Source organism: Gibbsiella quercinecans, assembly GCF_002291425.1.
In the GTDB taxonomy this organism is placed as follows: Bacteria; Pseudomonadota; Gammaproteobacteria; order Enterobacterales; family Enterobacteriaceae; genus Gibbsiella; species Gibbsiella quercinecans.
The window spans coordinates 4989901-5014500 of record NZ_CP014136.1; the positions used below are offsets into that span (position 1 = coordinate 4989901).

Sequence of the window (24600 nt, forward strand, 5' to 3'; positions counted from 1 at the left end):
TGCAAAAAAAGCCGGGCCGTGCCGGCCAGTTTACCGTGATACGTGAGAAATCCATGAGTTAGCAAATTGGCATACAAACTGCATTCATTTAAGGGCTAACGGGCCAATGGCGGTCCGGCAGTAAATAATTTTGGATAAAGGCGTCCTTTCAGCACGTTCACCCCGACGGTGGAGTGTGCTGATTGGACGCCTTTTTTGTTTTTATCGCCCGTTGAAGGATTTGCTGATGACGCACACTAAACACCCTGGGATAGCGCTGTCGCGCCGCCGTTTCCTGCTTGGCAGCGCTGCGCTGGGCGGCAGCATGATGTTGCCCGGCCTGATGAATGCCGCCTGGGCGGCAGGATCGGATGCGCCAGAGAAGAAAACGCTGCGCGTCGGCTTTATCCCACTGACCGACTGCGCCTCGGTGGTGATGGCGGCAGTGAAGAAGTTTGATGAGAAGTACGGCATCACCATCATCCCCAGCAAAGAAGCCAGCTGGGCCGCAGTGCGGGATAAGTTGCTTTCCGGCGAGCTGGATGCCGCTCATGCACTGTATGGCATGATCTACGGCCTGCAGGCGGGCGCCGCCGGGCCGCAGCATGATATGGCAGTGCTGATGACGCTGAACAACAATGGCCAGGCTATCACGCTTTCCAACCAACTGAAGCAGGCCGGCGTCACCGATGCCGCCGCGTTGAAAAAACACATCGATGCCAGCGCCAAAGGCACCTACACCTTTGCCCAAACCTTCCCCACCGGCACCCATGCCATGTGGCTCTATTACTGGCTGGCGAACGCGGGTATTCACCCGTTCGACGATATTCGCAATGTGGTGGTGCCGCCGCCGCAGATGGTGATGAACATGAAGATTGGCAATATGGTCGGCTGCTGCGTCGGGGAGCCCTGGAACCAGCGCGCGATTACCGACGGCATCGGCTTTACCGCTGCCACTTCACAGGAGATCTGGCCGGATCATCCGGAAAAGGTATTGGGTACCACCGCCAACTGGGTAAAAACCAACCCGAACAGCGCGCGTGCGCTGACCGCCGCCATCCTGGAAGCTTCCCGCTGGATCGACGGCTCGGATGCCAATCGCCAGGAAACCGCCCAGATCATCGCCGGCCGCGCTTACGTTAATACCAAACCGGAAACCATCACCGGGCGCATGCTGGGGCAATACGACAACGGATTAGGCAAGACCTGGCAGGACGCGCACGCAATGCGCTTCTACCATGACGGCGAAGTGAATTTCCCGTACCTCTCGGACGGCATGTGGTTCCTGACCCAGCACAAACGCTGGGGATTGCTCAATGCCCAGCCGGACTACCTGGCGCTGGCGCAGCAGGTGAACCGCATTGATGTCTACAAACAGGCCGCCACCGCCGTGGGCGGCATCCCGTTGCCCGGCAGCGAGATGCGTGCCAGTACCTTGATCGACGGCAAACGCTGGGATGGCAGTAACCCGGCGCAATACGCCGACAGTTTTGCCCTGAAACGTTAAGAGGCCAGCCATGAAAAATCTTGCAGAACGTATTGATGCCGATGCGCCCGCCAGTGCGGAAATCGTGCCGCTGAAAGAGGCCGCACCGTTGGCGCCTGCGCTGCCGCCCACATTGGTGGCTACCCGGCGGCGTGCCGGCAAACTGGAACAGGCCTTCAGGCGCCTGGTGCCGGCCGTGCTGGGGTTGGCTCTGGTGGTGGTGGTGTGGCAAATCGCCGCGCAAAACAGCAATGGTTTCCCCACGCCGCTGTCAACCTGGCAGGCCGCGTTAACGCTGTTTGCCGATCCGTTCTACTCCGCCGGCCCGAACGATCAGGGCATCGGCTGGAACGTGTTGGCGTCGTTGCAGCGTGTCGCCATCGGTTTTGGCCTGGCGGCGCTGGTAGGGGTGCCAGCCGGCTTTCTGCTGGGGCGTTTTGCGTTCCTGGCGCACATGCTTAACCCGATTATCTCGCTGCTGCGCCCGGTTAGCCCGCTGGCCTGGCTGCCTATCGGGCTGCTGCTGTTCCAGCGTGCCGAACCGGCCTCCACCTGGACCATTTTTATCTGCTCTATCTGGCCGATGATCCTGAACACCGCAGAGGGTGTGACGCGCATTCCGCAGGACTACCTCAACGTGGCGCGGGTGCTGAAGCTTTCCGAATGGACGGTGATGCGCAAGATCCTGTTTCCGGCGGTGCTGCCCTATGTGTTGACCGGCGTGCGCCTGTCTATCGGCATCGCCTGGCTGGTGATCGTGGCGGCGGAAATGCTGACCGGCGGCGTTGGCATCGGTTTTTGGATTTGGAACGAGTGGAACAACCTTAACGTTGAAAACATCATCATCGCCATTGTGGTGATTGGCGTGGTTGGGTTGGTGCTGGAGCAGGGGCTGATGCTGCTGGCAAAACGTTTTAGTTATCAAGTGAAATGAGGGGCATGCCATGAAACCGATTATCCAGGTGCAGAACGTTAGCCAGCGGTTCGATACCCCGCAGGGGGAGTTCATCGCCCTGCAAAATGTGAGCTTTGATATTCAGGCGGGGGAGACCGTCAGCCTGATCGGCCACTCCGGCTGCGGAAAATCCACGCTGTTGAACCTGATCGCCGGGCTGGCGCTGCCCAGCGAGGGCGTATTGCTGTGCGATAACCAGCAGATCACCGGGCCGGGCCCGGAGCGCGGCGTGGTGTTCCAGAACCATTCGTTGCTGCCCTGGCTGACCACCTTTGAGAACGTGGCGCTGGCGGTGCGCCAGGTGTTTCGTGGCCAGATGAGCAAGGTGGAGATGCGCGAGTGGATCGAACACAACCTTGAACTGGTGCATATGAGCCATGCGCTCGATAAGCGGCCGCATGAGATTTCCGGCGGCATGAAGCAGCGCGTGGGGATTGCGCGCGCGCTGGCGATGAAACCGAAGGTGCTGCTGATGGATGAACCGTTCGGTGCGCTGGACGCGCTGACCCGCGCCCATTTGCAGGATGCGGTGATGGAAATCCAACAGCGGCTGAACACCACCATCGTGCTAATTACCCACGATGTCGATGAAGCGGTGCTGCTTTCCGATCGGGTGCTGATGATGACCAACGGCCCGGCGGCCACCGTAGGGGAAATCCTGCCGGTGGTGTTGCCGCGCCCGCGTTTGCGCGTGGCGTTGGCGGACGATCCGGCCTATCACCAGTGCCGCCAGCAGGTGCTGAAGTTCCTGTATGAAAAACATGCCAAAGCGGCATAGGCCGCCTGCCTTCATCCTGGGTAACGCGCAGGCGGAAGGCGCCAGCATGGCAAACATGATTGACCGCAGTATGGCGGTGAGCAAGAGGATATCGGATATGCATAAGCCCGTTTTGGTGGTCGCTGGCCACGGCATGGTGGGGCACCACTTTCTGGAGCAGTTGGTGGCGCGTGAGTTGCACCAGCATTATCACATTGTGGTCTTTGGTGAAGAAACGGCCGCCGCTTACGATCGCGTGCATCTGTCAGAGTTTTTCTCTGGCCGCAGTGCGGCCTCACTCTCGATGGTCGAAGAGGGCTTTTTTGAACGCACCGGTATTGAATTGCGGCTGGGGCAACAGGTTTGTGCGATCGATCGCCAGCGCAAATGCATCACCGATGCGCAGGGGGCCGAAACCCCCTACGAGCTGTTGGTGCTGGCAACCGGCTCTTATCCCTTCGTTCCGCCGATTCCCGGCAACGATCGGCCGGATTGCCTGGCCTACCGCACGCTGGACGACTTGGCGGCAATTACCGCAAGTGCACAACAGGGCAGCGTCGGCGTGGTGGTCGGCGGCGGGTTGCTCGGCCTGGAAGCCGCCAATGCGCTCAAGCAACTGGGCCTGAAAACCCACGTGGTGGAGTTCGCCCCGCGTCTGATGGGGGTGCAACTGGACGAAGGCGGCGCAGCGGTGCTGCGGCAAAAGATCGAAGCGCTGGGCGTTAGCGTGCATACCGGCAAGGAAACCAAAGCGATAGAAGCGGGTATGTTACACCGTCACTGTATGAATTTTGCCGATGGCGAGCGGCTGGAAACCGATTTGGTGCTGTTTTCCGCCGGTATCCGGCCGCGCGATCAACTGGCGCGCGCCGCACAGTTAGCGGTAGGGCCGCGTGGCGGCATTGTGATTGATGACCAGTGCCGCACCAGCGATGAATCGATTTTCGCCATTGGTGAATGCGCACTGTGGAACGGGCAGATTTTCGGCCTGGTGGCGCCGGGTTACCAAATGGCGCGTGCACTGGCGGATACCCTGGCCGGGCGGGAAAACGCCTTTCGCGGCGCGGATATGAGTACCAAACTGAAGCTGCTGGGCGTTGATGTGGCTTCCATTGGCGATGCCCACGGGCACACCCCGGGCAGCCAGAGCTACCGTTGGGTCGACGAGCCGGCCGGGGTTTATAAAAAAATGGTGGTCAGCGCCGACGGCAAACAGTTGCTGGGGGCGGTACTGGTGGGCGACAGCAGCGAATACAATACCCTGTTGCAGATGCTGCTCAACGGCATCCCGCTGCCGGCTGCGCCGGAAAGCCTGATTTTGCCCGCCGGCAGCGGCGCGGCGCCTAAAGCGTTGGGCGTCTCCGCACTGCCTAGCACGGCGCAGATTTGCTCTTGCCACAATGTCAGCAAAAGCGATATTTGCCACGCGGTGGAACAAGGCTGCGGCGATCTGGCTGCGGTAAAAGCCTGCACCCGCGCGGGCACCGGCTGCGGCGGCTGCGTGGCGCTGGTGAAACAGGTTCTGGAACATGAACTGGTGCAGCGTGGCGTGACGGTAAAAAAAGACATTTGCGAACATTTCGCCTACTCGCGCCAGGAACTGTATCACCTGGTGCGTATCGGCGGCTTCCGCACTTTCGATGAATTGCTGGCCACGCACGGCACAGGCCACGGCTGCGAAGTATGCAAACCGCTGGTGGGATCGATCCTGGCGTCGTGCTGGAACGAATACCTGCTCAAGCCGCAGCATTTGCCTTTGCAGGATACTAACGATCGCTTTTTTGCCAACATTCAAAAAGATGGCACGTATTCAGTCGTGCCGCGCGTGCCGGGCGGTGAAATCACCCCACAAGGCCTGATCGCCATCGGCCAGGTAGCCCAGCGCTATCAGCTGTATACCAAAATCACCGGCGGCCAGCGGGTGGATATGTTCGGCGCCCGGCTGGAGCAACTGCCGGAAATCTGGCAAGCGTTGATCGACGCCGGCTTCGAAACCGGCCACGCTTACGGCAAGTCGCTGCGCACGGTGAAATCGTGCGTTGGCGCAAGCTGGTGCCGCTACGGTGTGCAGGATTCCACCACGCTGGCGATCGAACTGGAGCACCGTTATAAAGGGCTGCGCTCACCGCATAAGATTAAAATGGCGGTTTCCGGCTGCACCCGCGAATGCGCAGAGGCGCAGAGCAAAGACGTGGGGGTTATCGCCACCGACAAGGGCTGGAACCTCTATCTGTGCGGCAACGGCGGGATGAAACCCCGCCATGCCGACCTGTTCGCCAGCGATCTGGATACCGCCACGCTGATCAAAACCATCGATCGCTTCCTGATGTTTTACATCCGCACCGCCGATCGTTTACAGCGCACCAGCGTCTGGATGGACAATCTGGAGGGCGGGCTGGATTACCTGCGCCAGGTGGTACTTGAAGACAGCCTGGGGATTGGCGCGGAACTGGAAAACGAAATGCAGGCGGTGGTCGACAGTTACCAATGCGAATGGCAAACCACCCTGGCGGATCCGCAGCGGCTGAAACTGTTCCGTCCTTTCGTCAACAGCGAAAAGCCGGACGAAGCGGTGGCCTGGCAGCCGGAACGCGGCCAGCGCCGGCCGGCAACGGTGGAAGAGCGTGGGCAGGTGATTACGGTGCAGCAAAGCGATGCGCGGGAAGGCCGGTGGGAGGAAGTGTGCGCACTGGCGGCCATCCCGGAACAGGCAGGCATCGCCGCCCGCGTGGCTGGGCAGCAGATCGCCTTGTTCCATCTGCCGGCCTTTGGCGTTTTCGCCGTCGCCAACCACGAGCCGGGCAGCCAGGCGAACGTCTTGGCGCGCGGCCTGACGGGCGATGTGGCCGGCGAGCCGGTGGTGATATCACCGCTGTATAAGCAGCGTTTCCGCCTGCGCGACGGCGTGAACGTTGATAACGCGGCCCAGCGCATCAGTGCCTGGCCGGCGCGGGTGGAAAACGGCCAGGTATGGGTTTTCAGCCAGCCGATGAAGGTGGATAGCAACGTGCCGGCAGCCGCCAGCGAGGCCCCCTGAACGGGGGGGCAGGTTCACGAACATCCGGTGTGCCCCTCTGAATAAGTGAAACTGGCGCTCAATATATCGGCAAAATTCGCCCCCGGTAAGCGTATTTCACCCTGCGTTGCAAAGGCTGCCTGGTGTATTCCAGGCCACCTGCAACAGGCCGGTGTGCACATGTAAAATATGCGCAACCGGTTGAAGAATTAAATTTTTTGGAAAAAAGTGAAATGCGCGCCGGGGGAATTTCAGGTAAATAAAACCCACCCGGGCGAGTGGCGGCTAGGCGGGCTTGAGAAAGCGCCGTGCCAATACGTTGCGAACCGGCACGACGATTCGCTCCTGGAACAACAGGCACAGCAGGATGGTGAGCACCACGTAAAGCAGGTAACCGGGGATCGACAGCGCCACATCGCCGGCGGCGGCAATGCAACTCTGCCAACTGTTGAAGCAGCCGAGCGGATCCCCCCGCAGGAACTGCTCCAGCGTGCGGTACAAGTTAAAAATCGGCACATGCAGGGCAAAGATGGTCAGCGAGGCGGCCCCCAACCGCGGCGACCAGTGCTGCACCCAGCGGTTGCCCGGTGCGCGCGCCAGGGCGCTTAGGTAGACCAACGCACACTGGGCCGGCAGCAGCAGGCCGTTATGCAGCAGGAAATACCAATGCCTGGCGCCGTGGGTAAACAGCGCGGTCGCGGTAAAAAAGCAGGCCAGGATGAACAAAACACTGCCCCAGCGCCAGCCCACGCCGTGGTGCTTCTCTCTCATCCGGCGCTGGCGGAAAATGCCATAACAGACGATGCCGGCCAGGAACTCGGGCAGGCGCAGCAACGGGCCGCGCTGCAACAGGCCGGTATAGGGCATACCGTATTGATGGTGCCAAACGGCCCAAACCGGCGGCAGCAGGTAAAGCCCCCACAGCAGGAAGAACCACAGTACCTTTCGGCGCGCTGCCAGCAAACGCGGTGCGCACTGCGGGAAAAACAGATAAAAGAAAAACAGGGTGGAAAGCGACCACAGCGGGGCGTTGAAGGTGAGAAAGTAGGGGTTCCAGGCCTGTAGCATCAGCAGTTGCAGCACGATGTTGAATGTGAGCTGGGGATCGGTCATGTAATGGCGCAGGATTTCCGGGCTGACGTCTTCATTGGTGTCGTACACCACAAAGCGCAGGCTGGCCGTCGGGCCTTCCGGCGGGATATCCCACCACTGCATCAGGGTGACCACCAGCATGGAAGAGAGCAGCGCAATGATATGAATCGGGTACAGGTTGAAAAAACGCTTGGCCCAGAAGGTTTTGGCCGGCTCACGCATCTGGTTGCCGTTGCAATAGACGTGCGTTAGCAGAAAGCCCGACAGCACAAAAAAAGTGCTGGTGGCAAAAAAGCCCATGCTGGTCAGCTCTGCTAAAAAGGGCACTTTCCTGATTTGCGGATATTGGTGCAGCGTGTGATAAATCATCACATAGCAGCCCAGAAGAAAACGCAGCCATTCCAGGCCAATAAACCGTTCTTTACGTTGCTGTTTTACCACTAGCGGCTCCTGCATGTAGGGTTTCATAAACGTGACAGTGTCATGTCTTAATGATAAAAAGGCTTATCTGATTGTTTTAATTGCATTTAATTTAAGGTCGGCGCGGTCTTGGGCGGCGCTCGACGTGTAATAGACCGGCATAGGCTATTCGTTATTGCCGGGGCTGGCAATGCGCCGTGTGCAATGAAGTTGAAAACAACGATGTGCTATAGTTGCCAAGGTTTGGTTGTCTGTTGTCAGGAGTGGCTGCAGTAAAGAATGCGAGTGCCTTGCCGTTTGGAAGACGGTATGGCGAAGGTGTAATGGCTGTTATTCAAGTGTTGTATATTAGAGTACGAAAGCAACGGTGTGTGTCTCCTCTGCGCTGGGTATGGCTGGCGGGGGGGCTGTTGTCGGCCGTTTTTAGCCCGCCGGCCCTGGCGATCGCTGCGCCACTTGACGCGCAGGCGTTGCCCGATCTTGGCAGTAGCGCCGTGAGCAACACCGAGAGTGAACGAGAGAAAAACTGGGCGGAAGTTGCCAAAAGCCTGGGTGAAAGCAGCATGAACCAGTCTTCGGGGCAACAGGCGCGTACCAACGCCGCCAACTATATGCTGGGCAAAGCCTCTACGGTACTGCAGCAGCAGGCCCGGGATTTTCTTTCCCCGCTGGGCACGACCAGCGTGTCGCTGGTGATGGCGGACGACGGCGGCTTTGCCGGCAGCCGTGGCCAGTTATTCACCCCGCTGCATGAAAACGGTAACCTGTTAACCTACAGCCAACTGGGCTTTTGGCAAAAAACGGACAGTTCGCTGGCCAACCTGGCGCTTGGCCAGCGCTGGATGTCGGGTGACTGGATGCTGGGCTACAACACCGTGCTGGATCGCGATATTACCTATCAGCGTAACCGCGGCAGCCTGGGGGCCGAAGCCTGGGGCGACTATCTGCGGTTTTCGGCGAATTATTATTACCCGCTTTCTTCCTTCAAACCACAGACCACGGGGGCCGCGTTGCTCAGCCGCCCGGCACGCGGCTACGATATGACCACGCAGGGCTACCTGCCGTTTTACCGCCAAATTGGCGCATCGTTCCGCTACGAACAATACCTTGGTGATAATATCGATCTGTTCGGCAGCGGCAATCGGTATAGCGATCCGCGCGCCGTCAAGTTCAGCCTTAACTATACCCCGGTGCCTTTGGTGACGGTAAAAGCCAACCACCAGTTGGGCGAGGGGGGCGAAACCCAGGATTCGGTGGAGCTGTCGCTCAACTATCGCCTTGGCGTGCCGCTGGAAAAACAGCTCCAGTCACAGTACGTCGCCGATGCCAAATCGCTGCGCGGCGGGCGCTATGACAGTATCGAGCGCAATAATGACCCGGTGTTGGCGTTCCAGCAGCGTAAAACGCTGCAGGTGTTCCTGGCCACGCCGCCGTGGAGCCTGCGGGAAGGGGAAACGCTGCCGCTGGTGTTGGAGATTAAAAGCAAAAACCCCATCGCTCGCGTCAGTTGGCAAGGTGATACCCAGGTGCTGAGCCTTACCCCGCCGCAAAACAACAACGATCCGCACGGCTGGAGTGTGATTATGCCTAAATGGGATACCACCGAGGGGGCGGAGAACCGCTACCGGCTGTCGGTGACGCTGGAAGATGACAAACAGCAGCGCGTGACTTCCAACTGGATTACCCTGCAGGTCACCGCGCCGCTTTCGTTATCCAGCGGCGAGGAACCGGTGCCGACTCTTCCAACTAGCAGTTAGGCCAGCCTAGCTGTTTTTGCTCTGCAGGGCCCAGACGGCGGCTTCAACGCGTGATTTCAGCTTCATCTTCTTCAACAGGTGTTTGACGTGGACTTTGACGGTGCTTTCGGTGATCGTCAGTTTACGGGCGATCATTTTATTCGGCAGCCCCTGGGCAATCAGTTTGAGAATATCGCGTTCGCGCGGCGTAAGTTGCTGAATATCGCGCTCACCGTTCGGGCGCTGTTCGCGCAGGCTGGCGGCCAGGATCGGCGTGAGCGCTTCGCTTAACACCATCTGCCCGGCCGCTGCCTGATGCAGGGCCTTGAGCAGGTCTTCCGGCTCCATATCCTTCAGCAGGTAGCCGTCGGCGCCGCGCTTGAGGGCGCTGACCACATCGTCTTCGTTGTTGGATACGCTGAAGACCACAATCCGCCCAGACAGGGCGATGGTGCGCAGCCGATCCAGCGTTTCCAGCCCGTTAATACCCGGCATGTTCAGATCAAGCAGGATTAAATCTGGATCCAGATCTTCAGCCAGCGTGACGCCCTGTTCGCCATTGCTGGCTTCGGCAATGACGCGCAGGCGTGCATCCATGCTGATGAGCTGTTTCACGCCGTTACGCAACATCGGGTGATCGTCAATCAGTAACAGAGTGGCGGCTTCTTCGTTGGTCATGGTGTCTCCTGTGTTTAAACTGTGTCTGGGCGGAATGTCACCCGGACTTCGGTACCGCCGCCGTGGCGGGGGAGAATTTCGCAATGGCCGTGCAGGCTTTTGGCGCGATCGTGCATGATCATCAGGCCATAGTGGCCTGGCCGTTCGCGGTGTTGCGGCAGGCCGCGGCCGTTATCGCAGACGCTAAGGATGACTTCCCCGTGCTGGCTGCTGACGTGGATCTGCACCTGGCTGGCCTGCGCGTGTTTATAAATATTGCTCAGCGCTTCACGGGCGATTTGCAATAGGTGTATCGCCTGGTACGGCGGCACCAAGCGCGGCTTCAGTTGGTAATCGAGGGCAATTTCCAGCCCCAGGCGCGGGTTGAACTCCTGTACGGTGGCCTGCAGCGCGGCCAGCAGACCAGGCTCGGTGAGCTGTAGCCGGAAGGTGGTAAGCAACTCGCGCAACTGGCGGTAGGCGGTATTCAACTCTTCACGCATTTGCCGCACCAGATCCTGCGCCGCTGGGGCCAGGGTTTCGCCCTGCATTTGCAGGCAACTGACCTGCATTTTGAGGCACGAGAGCGATTGGGCAATAGAATCGTGCAGTTCACGTGCGATGGCGGCGCGCTCCTCCATCAGCATCAGTTGTTGCCGGTGATCCACCTGGCGTTCGATCGCCAGCACGCTGGTCAACTGTTCCGCCAGCAAATCAATCAGCCGCTGCTGCTCGTCGTTCAGCGGCTGATGGCGATCGTGCTGCGCCACGATCAGCCCGTAACTGCCGAGTTTATCGTGCAGGCTCCAGCTTAGGGTGGTTTCATCACCAGGCGCGGCGGCGTTGCCCGTGGGGCGTGAGGCATACTCCACCGCCGGCGCCTGTTCGGCGCTCTGTGGGCCAAACTGCGCCGCGCCGTTGTTTTCATACAGGTGCACTTGGATCGCTTGCAAGGGGGTGAGGGCCTGCAACTGTTCAATCACCGGCGGCAGGCGGGCGCTCAGCGGTTGATTGGCGTGCAACTGGCGGCTGGCCTGATACAGGAACGCCAACACCTGGTTTTTTTGCTGTAGATCGGCGGTTTTTTCCGCCACCCGCTGTTCCAGCCGGCTGTACATAGCCGACAGTTCGTCAGACATGCTATTGAGCGCATAGCCAAGCGAAGCCATTTCATCATGGCGGTGGCTGGAAGGGGTAAAACGGCCGCTGAAATTGCCTTGGCCGATGGCCTGCGCCATGGCGAGCAGTTGCCGCCAGGGGTGCAACAGCCGCTGGCGCAGGTAGCCAATGGTCGCCAGCAACAGCAGCAGGGTGAGGGCGATAAAGCCCGCTTGCACCAGTGTTACCAACCCTAACCGGCGTTCGGTCTGGTAATCGATACTGGATACCAGCTTATCCAGCAGGGTAACAAAATGCGCCACCTGCGTGCTGGCGTCGGCGGGGTGTTGCGCCTGACGCAAGCGCGGCAGCAGCGTTTGCTGCCCGTAGTCGCGCAGTGCGTTGAACTGGGCCGTTAGCCCCTCCTGTCTGACCACGCTCTGCAGCATCGGGCTGTTTTCATCCTGTGCCATCTCTTGTATCAGCCGTTCGCTGTTCGCATCCAGCGGCACCTGTGCCAGCAGGCGATAGCTCTGCATCCGCAGCGAGCCGGCTTTGTTGATCGCATGGGCATTCCCCTGAATGCTTTGCGACATCCAGGTGGAAATCCCCATTCCGCCGATGCCCAGCAGGCCGAGCAGTAGCATCAACAGTGAAACCTGGTGCACAATGGAAAGCGAAGCCAGCAGGTGTTTCATGCGTTGTGAGTCCCCGTTCATAACATGGCGGCTTATGGGTAAAATATTTGCCGCCAGGTAACAATTCTGCACTATTTTTCATTATCCCCCGGCATAACCATATACTCCAAACGAAGTACCTATTAATTTCCACCTGGGTGGGTGATCGCCATCCGGCCTACAAGGTTTTTAACTAGCAGATTGATTTTCTGGATTTTTACCCGGTCAGGTTAACTACTTATTTAGTATTGAGTGGTGTTTTTGCCCAATGAACAACCCATCATCCCCTTGATTCACGTCAACTTTGGGGAAGGTGCGGATCAATAGGGTGGGTGGCGTTCTCACCGTATTCATGAGGTCTTTATGTCGCAACACTCAACGCCACCATTGAAGAAAACGGGCGCGGTTATCCAGGATTGGCACCCTGAAAACGCCATATTCTGGCAGCAGCAGGGCCGCCGCATCGCCCAGCGTAACCTATGGATTTCCATTCCCTGCCTGTTGCTGTCTTTCTGCGTTTGGATGCTGTTTAGTGCGGTCGCGGTTAACCTGAACAAAGTGGGCTTTGCGTTTACCACCGATCAGCTATTTATGCTGGCGGCGCTGCCTTCCGTTTCCGGGGCTATTCTGCGGGTGCCCTATGCATTGATGATCCCGCTGTTCGGCGGCCGGCGCTGGACCGCCATCAGCACCTGTTTGCTGCTGGTTCCCTGCCTGTGGCTCGGCCTGGCCGTTCAGGACCCATCCACACCGTTTAATGTCTTCGTGGTGATTTCGCTGCTGTGTGGTTTCGGCGGCGCCAACTTTGCTTCCAGCATGGCCAATATCAGCTTCTTTTTCCCCAAATCCCGGCAGGGCGGTGCGCTGGGGCTGAACGGCGGCTTGGGCAACCTGGGGGTAAGCGTAATGCAGCTTATCGCACCACTGGTGGTTTCCTTCGGGGTGTTCGGCTTTGTTGGCGGCGGCGGCCAATTGCAGCCCGACGGCAGTTCGCTATGGCTGGAGAACGCCGCCTGGATCTGGGTGCCTTTCCTGCTGTTGGGGACCGTGGCCGCTTGGTTCGGCATGAACGATTTGGCGGCGTCGAAAGCCTCTATCCGTCAACAGTTGCCGGTGCTTAAACGTGGCCATCTCTGGGTGCTGAGCCTGTTGTACCTGGCGACCTTCGGTTCGTTTATCGGCTTTTCGGCCGGTTTCGCCATGTTATCGAAAACCCAGTTCCCGGACGTGGTGATCCTGCACTATGCCTTTTTCGGCCCATTCCTGGGGGCGCTGGCGCGGCCGGTCGGCGGCGCGCTCTCCGATCGTTTCGGCGGGGTGCGGGTGACGCTGATTAACTTTGTGCTAATGGCGGTCTTTGCCGGGTTGTTGTTCCTCACCCTGCCTGGCGCAGGGCAGGCAGGGGCGTTTATGGCGTTTTATGCGGTGTTTATGCTGTTGTTTTTAACCGCCGGCCTGGGCAGTGGCTCGACCTTCCAGATGATTGCGGTCGTTTTTCGCAAAATCACCCTTGAACGTGCAAAGGCCAATGGCAAAAGCGACGAGCAGGCGCAGCGTGAAGCGGTGACCGATTCCGCCGCCGCACTGGGGTTTATTTCAGCGATTGGCGCCATCGGCGGGTTCTTTATTCCCAAGGCGTTTGGCACCTCGCTGGCGTTAACCGGTTCGCCGGAAGGCGCGATGAAAATCTTCGTGATTTTCTATCTGCTGTGTGTGGTGATCACCTGGGCAGTTTATGGCCGCAAAAAACGCAGTTGATTTTTCTTCCCCTGCCGAATTTTACCCTGGCAGGGGAGAATTTATCTTTTTTCATTCGTCTTGTTCTGTTTTACGTTAATCTCGCTGTTTATCAGTAAAATTCTCATGCTTGCGTTCTGCCAGCATCTACTTTTATAAAATTATTATCTTAGCGCCGATTTTATTTTTATTACTTCGCAGCCTCATTAACCGTGGCGCCATCGTCAGCAATCAGTATTAATTTCAGTTTGATGACATGGCAGAGTAAGAAAATAAATCGGCGTTCTCACATCTGCATTTTTTCGTGAGCCTGACTCTCAAGAACAAAATATGTCCCATTTTTCTTTAAAAATGCTCAAATCAGATAACTCTCATTCTGTTTTTTCTGTCTTTTTGTAGGCTATCTCGCTGTTGGATTAGCGGTAAAGCCGAGTTATTGTCCAGTATTGGTATGAAATTTTACAATTTCATAAGATTAACATGGTGCAAGGAGTTTTCTTTTTTTTATAAAAATCAAATTATTGTGATGATTACATCGTCAGCTAGGGCAAGGAAATGCAATGTTGCCAACAGGGAAAATAAGTAGTTCAAATAGCCAATATCTCATAGAGACACAATGTCTGTAAAAAATGAAATCGGCAATTTTTATAAAAATACATAGTGTTTGAATGCGCCTGTTGAGTTTACATTTAATTTCTCGAACATTTTTTCATGTTTCTATAAAAGTGTGCATCATAGGCATACTAAGGAAATTAAAAGTGAATCTTGATAAGAGAATAAAGATTAGGAACCTCGATGTACTGATGCCTGATGGGAAGACGTTCCGTCTACGCTGGAAAGAGTATCAGATACTTTCATTGCTTGTTGCCAGATCGCCTGAGCTGGTGACGCGTTCGGAAATTGTAGAAAGTATATGGAAAGGGACATATTGCTCAGATTCGACTATAAATCAAACAATTAAATCTATTCGCCAAAAAATTGGCGACACCCGGCACACCTTGATTCGCACCATTCCCCGCTTGGGTTACAAGGTGGAAAACCAGAACATATTCCACTTCAGCTCCGGTGAAGAAGAGTATTCCAGTGAAGATACGCTAGCCGTGCCGGACGAGGAACGGCAAGACGCTGGGGAAGAACGGCCGGAAAAGCCAGTGGCCGAGCTGGCAGAGAGTGATATACCGGCCGTTCCCACCCCTGATAGCGATTCGGCAACCCAGCCAGCCATTGTACCGGAAGAGGACGACCTGCCGCCTGAGAACCGCGATAAAGCCCATATTCCCCCACGTTTGCCGCATGTGCCCGCTGGGCGCGTAATGAAATACCTGACGGCGTTAGTTTCACTGTTGGTCATATCGCACTTTTCCTATGTGTTGGGCAATCAAACGCGCCCGACAATTGCCAATGATATTCAGAACAATATGCGTTTAGTGTTGACGGTAACGTTCAACGATCCTCTTAATCACGGAACTCAAACTTTACTTTGTTTGTATCAGAGCCAGAACCGGGAGCAGGCCACGCTCGAATGTGTAGATTCCAAACCGGGGGAGCCAAAACATTTTTCCAGCCTTGACAGTTCAAGTGGGATTGGCAATCACTGGTTTGGCCTTATTCTTCCTTATAAAACAAAACAGTACCCGTCTCTTTATGACATTGAAATATAATAATAGATAATATTTCACGATACGTGCGGATTTTATAAATTTGGTAGATGTTATTTCACCATTTGTTATTTGAAAGGCTAGGGTAGTTTGTCCAGTCTGGTAGCACCAAGAATATTTAGCGTTCTGCCTCATGGTGTGGCGGAAAGTAAATATAGGATACCTGGCTGAGTGACAAATTATGCATAAGCGCAAAGTGGCTATTATTGGGGGGGCCGGCTTTATTGGTACTCGATTGGTAAAGCGGCTAAGCAAACGCACCGATCTGCAATTGATTATCATCGATAAACGAAAGAGCGAGCGTTTTCCCGAACTTTATCAATATGGAGATGTTACCCAGACTGAAACGTTGATTGAGCCGCTTCAGGGGTGCGACGCCATTATTAATCTTGCTGCCGAACATAAAGACAATGTTGAACCGATAGCATTGTATTACCAGGTAAACGTGGAAGGGGCACGCAATGTTTGCCTGGCGGCATCCCGGCTGAATATCCGGCAGATTATCTTCACGTCTTCCGTTGCGGTTTATGGTTTTGTTCAGCAGGAAACCGGTGAGGAAGGGCGCTTTGAGCCATTCAATCACTATGGCAAATCCAAGCTTGAAGCTGAACATGCATATGACGACTGGCGCAAATCGGCGGGTGGAAACCAACTCACGATTATTCGGCCTACCGTGGTGTTCGGTGAGGGCAACCGTGGCAACGTCTATAACCTGTTCCGGCAAATCGCCAGCGGCCGTTTTGTTATGGTAGGCAGCGGCAACAATATGAAGTCCATGGCCTATGTCGAAAATATTGCCGCCCGTTTGGAATATGCCCTTGATCATCCATCGGGTTATTTGGTTAGCAACTATGTTGATAAACCTGATTTCACGATGAACCAACTGGTTGACGTTATTTCGTCTGCTTTAGGGAAAAGCAATAAAACGATTCGGATTCCTTATTTCGTTGGTCTTTGCGGCGCCTCTGCGCTCGATGTGTTGAGTAAAATAAGTCGCCGTAAATTTCCTATCAGCCGTGTTCGTGTACAGAAATTCTGTGCCAGAACGCAATTTAAGACCAATATTGACAGCGATTTCGTCGCGCCAGTTCATCTTGGTTCGGCAATCGAAAAAACAATTAAGCACGAATTTTTTAACAATTAGTTTTATTCCGGGCTAGCGGTGGGAGTTTCCGCTACCCGATTAATAAATGTGTTTGTGCAGGATCAAATCATGCTGATTTTTTTCCTGGGGTTCGCCGTTCTTTTTTTATTGATAGCGCATTGGGAGCTGTAACCCAAGGGCGGTAGCGTGCCTGAATGACTGGCAGGGTTTTCCGCTTCACGGCCTTACAACGTGAAGGAAGCATGACGGAGATAAAGGCGAGCTCAATTAATGAGCGGAGGAACAATGTTATATCAACTGAGCGGGCTATTTATTGTGGTGCTGTTGCTGTTGGTGTTTGCCCGCCAAGTGGCGTTTGCTATTGGGTTGGTGGATAAACCGAGCGATAGGAAGCGTCACCAGGGGCACATTCCATTGGTGGGCGGTATTGTACTTTACCTGGCGATTTTATTGATGCTGCTCTGGCAACCCTTCTGGATGCCGCAAGGAACGGTCTACCTGCTGTGCGTCACCGTGCTGGCGCTGATGGGCGCGCTGGACGACCGTTTCGATTTACCCGTCGCGCCGCGCGTGTTTGCGCAGGGTGGGATCGCGCTGGTGATGATATTGGAAGCCGGCATGCAGTTGGAGTCGTTCGGCTACCTGCTGGGCAATACCGAGCTGCTGCTGGGGAGCCTGACCCTGCTGATTACGCCACTGGCGGTATGGGGCGCCATCAATGCCTACAATATGGTTGACGGTATCGACGGCCAACTCGGCGTACTCTCCTGCGTCACCTTTACCGCGCTGGCGCTGCTGTTTGGCATCAGCGGGCAGATGAACCTGGCGCTGTGGTGCCTGGGGCTGATGGTGGCACTGGCGGCATTCCTGTTGTTCAACTTGGGAATCTTCGGCCAGCAGAACAAGGTATTTATGGGGGACACCGGCAGCATGGTGATCGGTTTTACCGTGCTGTGGCTGTTGATTACGGCGACCCAGGGCGACCAGGCGGTAATGCGGCCGGTCACCGCACTGTGGCTGATTGCCATCCCACTGATGGACATGGTGACGGTGATGGTGCGGCGCTTAATGCGCCATCAAAGCCCGTTCAAAGCCGGGCGCGATCACATCCACCATATTTTGATGCGCCATGGCCTTAACGCCCGCCAGGCGTTGGGTATGAGCTGCATGCTCTCCATCACGCTAGCCTGCGTGGGCATTTGCAGCGAAGTGTTGCTGTTGCCTGAAGACCTTATGCTGCTGGCCTTCGTGCTCTGTTTCATCGGTTATTTTTCCCTGTTGCGCGAGCCGCGCGCGGCCACGGTTTTCCCCGAACGGCGCTCTGCCGATCGTTAACCTCTACGCAGGCCGCACGGCCTGCTATTTCACGGTATTTTCATGAATCTTCATTTGCCTCATTTTTTGCCGCTGATGTTATCCGGCGCGCTACTTTCCGGCTGTACCGTTGTTCCCGGCTCGCATTTACCCACCCAGGGCAAAGCCCGCATAGCGCAACAAGATGATGATTTTGATCTGGACAAGCGGGTGCAGGTTTACCGCATGACGCCAATGCTGCTGGAGAAAATGCGCCGCGTAGAGCCGGTGGCGCGGCCCAATCCGCAGTTGGATCAGCGTTTGCAGCGTTACCAATACCGTATCGGCATCGGTGATGTGCTTAACGTCACCGTTTGGGATCATCCCGAACTGACCACGCCGGCTGGCCAGTACCGTAGCGCCAGCGACACCGGTAACTGGGTGCATGCCGACGGCACCATTTTCTATCCCTATATTGGCCGCGTGCCGGTGGTGGGCAAAACGGTGACCGACGTGCGCAGCCTGATCGCCCAGCGCCTGGCGGCCTATGTGGAAAGCCCGCAGGTGGATGTCAGCATTGCCGCTTTCCGCTCGCAAAAAGCCTATGTGACCGGCGAGGTGCAGACATCGGGCCAGCAGCCGATCACGAACGTGCCGTTAACGGTGCTGGACGCCATCAACGCCGCGGGCGGCCTGACGCAAAACGCCGACTGGCGCAATGTGGTACTGACCCACGACGGCCAGGAACAACGCATCTCGCTGCAGGCGCTGATGCAGCGCGGCGATACCAGCCAGAACCATCTGCTGGCGCCCGGCGATATTCTTTACGTGCCGCGCAATGACGAACTGAAAGTGTTCGTCATGGGCGAGGTGGGTAAACAGAGCACGTTGAAAATGGATCGCAGCGGTATGACGCTGACCGAAGCATTGGGCAACGCCGAAGGCATCAGCCAGACGGTTGCCGACGCCACCGGCGTGTTTGTGATCCGCCCAAGCGGCGGCGGCAACGCCGGGCCGTTGGCCGCGCTCTATCAGTTTGACCTTTCCGATGCCACGGCGCTGGCGATGGGCACCGAATTCCAACTGCAACCCTTTGATGTGGTGTACGTCACGGCGGCGCCGGTGGCGCGCTGGAATCGCCTGATTGCCCAACTGACGCCAACTATCTCCGGTTTTAACGATCTCAGCGAAGCCACGTTGCGGATCCGCAATTGGTAAACCACAACGTCTAAGCAAGGACTATTGAACATGAATAACAGCGCACTGCCCATTGTGATGGCCGAGCAGGATGAAAGACTGGATTGGGAACGGCTGATCGGCCCCCTGTGGGACAACCGCTGGCGTATCACGCTGGTCACGGGGCTTGCCGGCGTTCTGGGCGTGGCCTACGCGTTGCTGGCCACACCGGTTTACCAGGCCAGCGCGTTGGTGCAGGTGGAAAAGCAGCTATCAGGCGAGTCATTGCTACGCGAAACGTTGGAAAATACGCTCGGCCAGAACCCTGCCACGCAAGATGAAGTTTCGTTGGCCAAATCACGCTATGTCATTGGTAAAACCGTCGACGATTTGGATTTGACGGTACGCGTGCAGCCTGATTATTTCCCGTTGTTCGGTAAGGGGCTCGCCCGGTTGCGTGGCGAAACGCCGCCGGAAGTGCATATCAGCGAGATGACCGTACCGGCCGGCATGCAGGGGGAAAGGCTAACCCTCACCGTGCAGGATCCGCAGCATGTGGTGTTGAGCTATGCCGATAAGCCCATTCTGGCCGGTGCGGTTGGGCAAGTCTTGAACCAGGGCGGTTGGCGCCTGGCAGTGACGGCGCTGACGGCGCCGGTCGGCAGCACCTTTACCGTGGTAAAAGTGCCGCGCCAGGCGGCCGTTGATGATCTGCGCAATGGGCTGGATGTCGCATCAGCCGGTAAGGAAAGCGGCATCATGACGTTTAGTCTGACGGAAGAAAACCCGCAGCATGCAGAAGATGTCCTCAAAAGCATTACAGAAAATTATCTACAGCAGAATGTAGACCGCAAAACCGAAGAGGCACAGCGCATGCTGGCCTTCCTGCGGGAACAGTTGCCGCGAACCCAGGCTTCCCTCAACGGGGCGGAAAACCAACTGAATCTTTTTCGCCAGCAGAATGATTCCGTCGATTTGTCGCTGGAAGCCAAATCGGTATTGGATACGTTGGTGCAACTGGAAGCCCAGTTAAATGAACTGACGTTCAAAGAGTCAGAGATTTCCAAACTGTATACCCGTGCGCACCCGGCATACCGCGCGCTGTTGGAAAAGCGCGCCACGCTGGAGGCGGAAAAAGCGCGGCTGGGCAAACAGGTCCAGGCGTTGCCGAAAACCCAGCAGGAAATTTTGCGCCTGACCCGCGACGTGCAGGTGGATCAACAGATTTACGTGCAACTGATGAACAAGCAGCAGGAACTGAGCATCAGCAAGGCGGGAACGGTAGGGAACGTTCGTATCATCGACGAGGCGGAAACCGCGATGCGGCCAGTGAAGCCGCAAAAAATGCTGATAGTGATCTTTGCACTGTTGATCGGTGGGGTATTGTCGTCATCGGTGGTCTTGCTGCGTGCGGCATTTCATCGCGGTATCAGTAATACCGATGTGTTGGAAAAGCGCGGGATCAACGTCTATGCCACGGTACCGCTCTCGCCGTGGCAACAAAGACGCAACCGTAGCCAACAGCAACTGCTGGCCAGAAGCAGCGGCGCCCAGTTGCCGATATTAGCGTTGGAAGAGCCGGGTGATTTGTCGGTGGAGGCGATTCGCAGCCTGCGTACCAGCCTGCATTTTGCCATGCTGGAAGCCAAAAATAATATTTTGTTGGTGTCTGGCGCCAGCCCGGTCAGCGGTAAAAGCTTTACCAGCACCAATTTGGCGGTGGTGTTGGCCCAGGCCGGGCAACGGGTGCTGCTGATCGACGCCGATATGCGCAAGGGTTTTTTGCACCGTTGGATGGGTAGCCACGCTCAGCCGGGGCTTTCCGACATGTTGGCCGGCCAGGTGACGATGGAAAAGGTGGTCAAACGGACGGATGTTGAACACCTGGATTTTGTCTCCCGTGGTCAGGTGCCGCCTAATCCGTCGGAGTTGCTAATGCACCGGCGCTTTGCCGATTTTTTGCGCTGGGCGGAACAGCATTATGATCTGGTGGTGATTGATACCCCGCCGATATTGGCCGTCACCGATGCCGCGATCGTCGGCCGGCATGCCGGCACCGCATTGATGGTGGTGCGTTTCGAAGTCAACACCGTCAAGCAAATTGAAGTTAGCCTGCGCCGTTTTGAGCAAAATGGCGTGGCAGTCAAAGGCGTGATCCTCAACGGCGTGCTCAAAAGAAGCGCCAATAACGATGCGGGATACTATACCTTCGCCTATCCAAGCTACCAGCAAGAGGCTAAATAACGGCATGAAAACAGTGCTGATGAACTCTCTGTGGCTGATGTTGGAACGGATATCGTTGAGCCTTTCAGGCATTTTTGTTTCGGTCTACGTCGCGCGTTATCTTGGGCCGGCTCAATATGGGCTGATTAGCTATTTGCTGTCGGTGATCGCCATCGGCGTACCGCTGGTGCAGTTGGGCGCGGATACGGTGCTGTTCAACCGGGTGGCTAAACGCGTGCATAGCGGTATTCGGCTGATGCTGGCTTCAATGCGTATTCGCCGCCAATTATTCGCCGTGATTGCCGTTCCCTTGATGGCCTGGGCGCTGCTGACGCAGGATCGCACCAGCCAGATCATGATGGCTTTGATGTTGGTCAGCGCGTATTTTTCCGTGCAGGACGTGTACAAGATTTATTACGACGCACTGCTGAAATCCAAGTTAAACACCATGATTAACAATGTGGCGCTGCTGCTGTCGATCATCATGCGTCTGGTGTTGGTTAACATGGAACTGCCGCTGGTGTGGTTTGCCGTTCCCTACGTGCTTAGCAGCCTGTTGCCTTATCTGGTTCGCAGCGTGTTGTTTCACCGCTCAAGGCCGCCATTGCGGCCTATCGCTAAACGCCATCAGCGCGGCTACGGGCGCTATCTGTTGAAGGTCGGGCTGCCGTTAGCCGTCTCCGGTTTGTCGATCGTCATTTATACGCGTATTGATCAGATCATGCTCGGCAACTACCTGGGGGAGCATAGCGTTGGTTTATACAGTGCGGCGATTACGCTTAGCCAGGGATGGGTGTTTGTCCCCATGGCGCTCATCACTTCCATGCTGCCAAGCGTGGCCGGCGCGCGCACCCAGCAGTTGAAAGAAGATCGCATCCGCCTGCTCTATTTGGTGGTGTTGCTGTTATCCGCGCCGGTGATCTTGCTGCTCTCGTTGTTCCCCACGCAACTGGTGGTGTTGCTGTTTGGCGAGAATTTCCGGGAAACCGCGACGATTCTGGCGCTGTGTTCGGTAACCTCATTGTTTTCCGTCATGGGTACCGTTTCTTACCAGGCTATCGTGCTATTCGGCGGTTACCGATTCATTGCGATAAAAATGCCACTGGCCGCGTTGGTCAATGTGGTGATGAATATTGTGTTGATCCCGCGCTACGGCATTCATGGCGCGGCCATCTCAACGCTGATAACCGAGTTTGTTTCATTTTTTGTATTTAATGGTTTTTTCAGGCGAGGACAAATAACCAGGTTGCAGATAACTTGCTATCGTTGTTTGCCCCAGTTAATAGGGAGGGTCAGAGAGATTTATGTTAAGTAGCCTAGTACATGGTTTTTATAAATGCATGCCCGATGCGATATATCATCAGTTAAAATATGCCATGTTTTTTCACAAAATACCGCATTTATCAAAACCGAAATACTACAGTGAAAAGTTGATGCGCAGAAAGGTGTACCCCCGCAGCATCTATACCCAGCTTTCGGATAAATATCAGGTGAGGGATTATATTGCAAAACTGTGGGGGGAAGAGTACCTGATAGAACTGTATGCGCAGGGAGAAACACTGACTGAAGAGATGTACCAGCGTTTACCCAACGCTTTTGTTATCAAGGCTAATCACGGCAGTGGTTATAATCAGTTGGTGTTTGACAAAGCCCAAACCAGCTTTAATGAATTGCGCACGCTCACAGAAGGCTGGATGCGGCAGAATTTTTACCAGGTTTATCGGGAACGGCACTATAAAGATATTCCTCCGCGTATTTTGGTAGAGAAAATGCTGATGGAGAAGGGGAAGACGCCAAACGATATCAAGATCCACTGTTTTAATCGTGATGGGGAAATTCGCTTTTTTATTCAGATTGATTATCAGCGCTTTATCGATCACCGGCGTGATTTTTTTGATCAGGATTGGAACCGCACGGAAATCCGCATGGGGGTGCCAAACAGCGATGTTCCGATGGCAAAACCGAGCCAACTGCGGCTGATGTTGGCGTTGACGCGCCGGGTCGCTGAGCAGTTTTCGTATGTCAGGGTTGATTTTTACCAGGTGGAAGAGCGGGTTTATTTTGGTGAACTGACTTTTACACCGGGCGCTGGTTTACAAAAACTGCTGCCGGCAACCGTTGAGAAAGAATGGGGGAGCTATTTTTTTGAATAGCCTCACCTACGCTATACAACCATCACGTTATTAATACACAACTTAACAGTATGGTGCGCCTGATATAAGGCCGAAACGTCATCGGGTAGGATAATGCTTTTGGCCGTTTCACCCGCCGAGTGTAAATAAAAATCATATCTGCGTGTTATTAATAATTGATTGCGCCTATAGCATTGCCTCTTGCCGTTTTATTAAAAAGAAAACGGCAATGTTCTATTAACGGTGAATAACAGTAGCGATTTCTTTATGCCCGCGCTTTACACGCAATATCGCTGAAGCCCGGTGCATGACAGGAATCGTTGACGAAGGGGTATGGAGACAACATGCAATATCGGAAAGTCGCGATTGTGATTGAAAATATGGCCGGCAAAGGGGGAACCGAGCGTGTCGCCAGCGGTTTAGCCAATGCGCTGGCCGCGCTGCCGGGTTATCAGGTCGATCTGCTATCCATTTGCGGCGATGGCGCGTTTTATCCGCTTGACCGCCAGGTTAACCTGCGCCTGCTTAACGATCGGGCGTTGTGGTGGCCGTGGCGGCTGGCCCGCTTGCTGCGCCATGGCCGATACCACGCCATTATCACCGTCTCGATGGGCAAACTTTCGGTCGTTATGGCGCCTTATCTGCGCCTGCTATGCCCGCAAAGCCGCCTGTTGCTCAGTGAGCACATCAGCTTCCATCAATACCCATGGTTGATGAAATGGCTGAAAATATTTATCTACCGCCTCAGCGATCGCACCGTGTTACTGACACAAAAAGATTTGCTGAACATCCGCCGCTGGGTGCCCGAAAAGAAATGCCTGGTGATTGAAAACGTTTCTCCGTTTCCTATTCAACCCACCTCACCGGCGCTGCGCCAGCCGATGGCGTTGGCGGTAGGGCGCTTATGCCGGCAGAAGGGATTTGATCGCCTGATCTCTGCCTGGGAGAGCATTGTGCCGCGGGCTCAGGGCTGGCAATTGCATATCGTTGGCGACGGGCCGGAACGTTTGGCGTTGCAACAGCAAATCAACACATCGGGTTTGGCGCAGCAGGTCAAACTGTTGCCGGCAACGGCCGATATCGCCAGCCATTATCGCCAGGCCGCCATGCTACTGATGACCTCCCGCTATGAAGGCTTGCCGATGGTGCTGATTGAAGCGATGAGTTTTGGCTTGCCGCTGATCGCCTTTGACTGTCAGACCGGGCCGGCCGAGCTGATCGACCACGGCAGTAACGGTTATTTGATTGCGGACGGCGATGTTCAGGCCTTTGGCCAACACATTTTGGCGTTGATGGCGGATGCCGCTCTACGGCGCCGCTTTTCCCTACGTTCGCTGGAAAAAGCCGAGCGGTTTATCCCCGAACGTATTTATCCCCAATGGCAGCAGTTAATTGCGTGAGGT

General features: G+C 55.8%; 16 protein-coding genes and 1 pseudogene. 14 read left to right on the plus strand and 3 right to left on the minus strand.

The window, feature by feature from the left end; all coding sequences use genetic code 11:
* Window positions 1-226: 226 nt before the first annotated feature.
* The 4 genes and pseudogenes from ACN28Q_RS22670 to nirB all read left to right on the plus strand — a co-directional run.
* Window positions 227-1486 (plus strand): CmpA/NrtA family ABC transporter substrate-binding protein, encoded by a 1260-nt coding sequence (locus ACN28Q_RS22670; RefSeq protein WP_095848405.1) that lies wholly within the window; start codon window positions 227-229, stop codon window positions 1484-1486.
* A 10-nt stretch (window positions 1487-1496) separates the two neighbouring features.
* Window positions 1497-2399 carry a nitrate ABC transporter permease gene (gene ntrB / locus ACN28Q_RS22675; RefSeq protein WP_095848406.1) on the plus strand — a complete coding sequence of 301 codons (903 nt, stop codon included), beginning with the start codon at window positions 1497-1499 and terminating at the stop codon, window positions 2397-2399.
* A 10-nt stretch (window positions 2400-2409) separates the two neighbouring features.
* Window positions 2410-3198, plus strand: coding sequence for an ABC transporter ATP-binding protein (locus ACN28Q_RS22680; RefSeq protein WP_095848407.1), 789 nt, complete (start codon window positions 2410-2412; stop codon window positions 3196-3198).
* 82 nt (window positions 3199-3280) lie between these two features.
* A pseudogene (nirB, locus tag ACN28Q_RS22685) lies at window positions 3281-6214 on the plus strand (nitrite reductase large subunit NirB); the annotation flags it as partial.
* Window positions 6215-6478: 264 nt separating this feature from the next.
* Here the strand turns inward: nirB and ACN28Q_RS22690 are convergent.
* Window positions 6479-7726 carry an acyltransferase family protein gene (locus ACN28Q_RS22690; protein ID WP_230469484.1) on the minus strand — a complete coding sequence of 416 codons (1248 nt, stop codon included), beginning with the start codon at window positions 7724-7726 and terminating at the stop codon, window positions 6479-6481.
* Window positions 7727-8028: 302 nt separating this feature from the next.
* Between ACN28Q_RS22690 and ACN28Q_RS22695 the strand changes: the two genes are divergently transcribed.
* Window positions 8029-9462, plus strand: coding sequence for a YchO/YchP family invasin (locus ACN28Q_RS22695; RefSeq protein WP_095848409.1), 1434 nt, complete (start codon window positions 8029-8031; stop codon window positions 9460-9462).
* Window positions 9463-9468: 6 nt separating this feature from the next.
* Here the strand turns inward: ACN28Q_RS22695 and narL are convergent, their stop codons facing one another.
* Entirely contained in the window at window positions 9469-10119 is a 651-nt protein-coding gene (narL, locus tag ACN28Q_RS22700) for a two-component system response regulator NarL (protein ID WP_095848410.1), read from the minus strand.
* A gap of 14 nt (window positions 10120-10133) precedes the next feature.
* On the minus strand, window positions 10134-11894 hold the full coding sequence (gene narX, locus ACN28Q_RS22705) for a nitrate/nitrite two-component system sensor histidine kinase NarX (RefSeq protein WP_095849165.1): 1761 nt from the start codon (window positions 11892-11894) through the stop codon (window positions 10134-10136).
* A 342-nt stretch (window positions 11895-12236) separates the two neighbouring features.
* Here narX and ACN28Q_RS22710 point away from each other — a divergent pair, with 342 nt between their 5' ends.
* The 9 genes from ACN28Q_RS22710 to ACN28Q_RS22750 all read left to right on the plus strand — a co-directional run bounded on the left by ACN28Q_RS22710 (window position 12237) and on the right by ACN28Q_RS22750 (window position 24597).
* Window positions 12237-13631: a NarK family nitrate/nitrite MFS transporter gene (locus tag ACN28Q_RS22710; RefSeq protein ID WP_095848411.1), complete on the plus strand. Its 1395-nt coding sequence runs from the start codon at window positions 12237-12239 to the stop codon at window positions 13629-13631.
* A gap of 737 nt (window positions 13632-14368) precedes the next feature.
* On the plus strand, window positions 14369-15271 hold the full coding sequence (locus ACN28Q_RS22715) for a winged helix-turn-helix domain-containing protein (protein WP_095848412.1): 903 nt from the start codon (window positions 14369-14371) through the stop codon (window positions 15269-15271).
* A gap of 178 nt (window positions 15272-15449) precedes the next feature.
* Complete coding sequence (locus tag ACN28Q_RS22720) at window positions 15450-16412, plus strand: NAD-dependent epimerase/dehydratase family protein (protein WP_095848413.1); 963 nt, start codon at window positions 15450-15452, stop codon at window positions 16410-16412.
* Window positions 16413-16658: 246 nt separating this feature from the next.
* Window positions 16659-17708 (plus strand): UDP-N-acetylglucosamine--undecaprenyl-phosphate N-acetylglucosaminephosphotransferase, encoded by a 1050-nt coding sequence (gene wecA / locus ACN28Q_RS22725; RefSeq protein ID WP_095848414.1) that lies wholly within the window; start codon window positions 16659-16661, stop codon window positions 17706-17708.
* Between the two features lie 42 nt (window positions 17709-17750).
* Window positions 17751-18884: a polysaccharide export protein gene (locus tag ACN28Q_RS22730; RefSeq protein ID WP_095848415.1), complete on the plus strand. Its 1134-nt coding sequence runs from the start codon at window positions 17751-17753 to the stop codon at window positions 18882-18884.
* A 30-nt stretch (window positions 18885-18914) separates the two neighbouring features.
* Complete coding sequence (locus ACN28Q_RS22735; protein WP_095848416.1) at window positions 18915-21086, plus strand: polysaccharide biosynthesis tyrosine autokinase; 2172 nt, start codon at window positions 18915-18917, stop codon at window positions 21084-21086.
* A 4-nt stretch (window positions 21087-21090) separates the two neighbouring features.
* Window positions 21091-22380: a flippase gene (locus ACN28Q_RS22740; RefSeq protein WP_095848417.1), complete on the plus strand. Its 1290-nt coding sequence runs from the start codon at window positions 21091-21093 to the stop codon at window positions 22378-22380.
* Window positions 22370-23218 (plus strand): ATP-grasp fold amidoligase family protein, encoded by an 849-nt coding sequence (locus ACN28Q_RS22745; protein WP_095848418.1) that lies wholly within the window; start codon window positions 22370-22372, stop codon window positions 23216-23218. Before ACN28Q_RS22740 ends, ACN28Q_RS22745 begins: the two co-directional genes overlap by 11 nt.
* A gap of 323 nt (window positions 23219-23541) precedes the next feature.
* Window positions 23542-24597 (plus strand): glycosyltransferase family 4 protein, encoded by a 1056-nt coding sequence (locus ACN28Q_RS22750; protein ID WP_095848419.1) that lies wholly within the window; start codon window positions 23542-23544, stop codon window positions 24595-24597.
* Window positions 24598-24600: the final 3 nt, after the last annotated feature.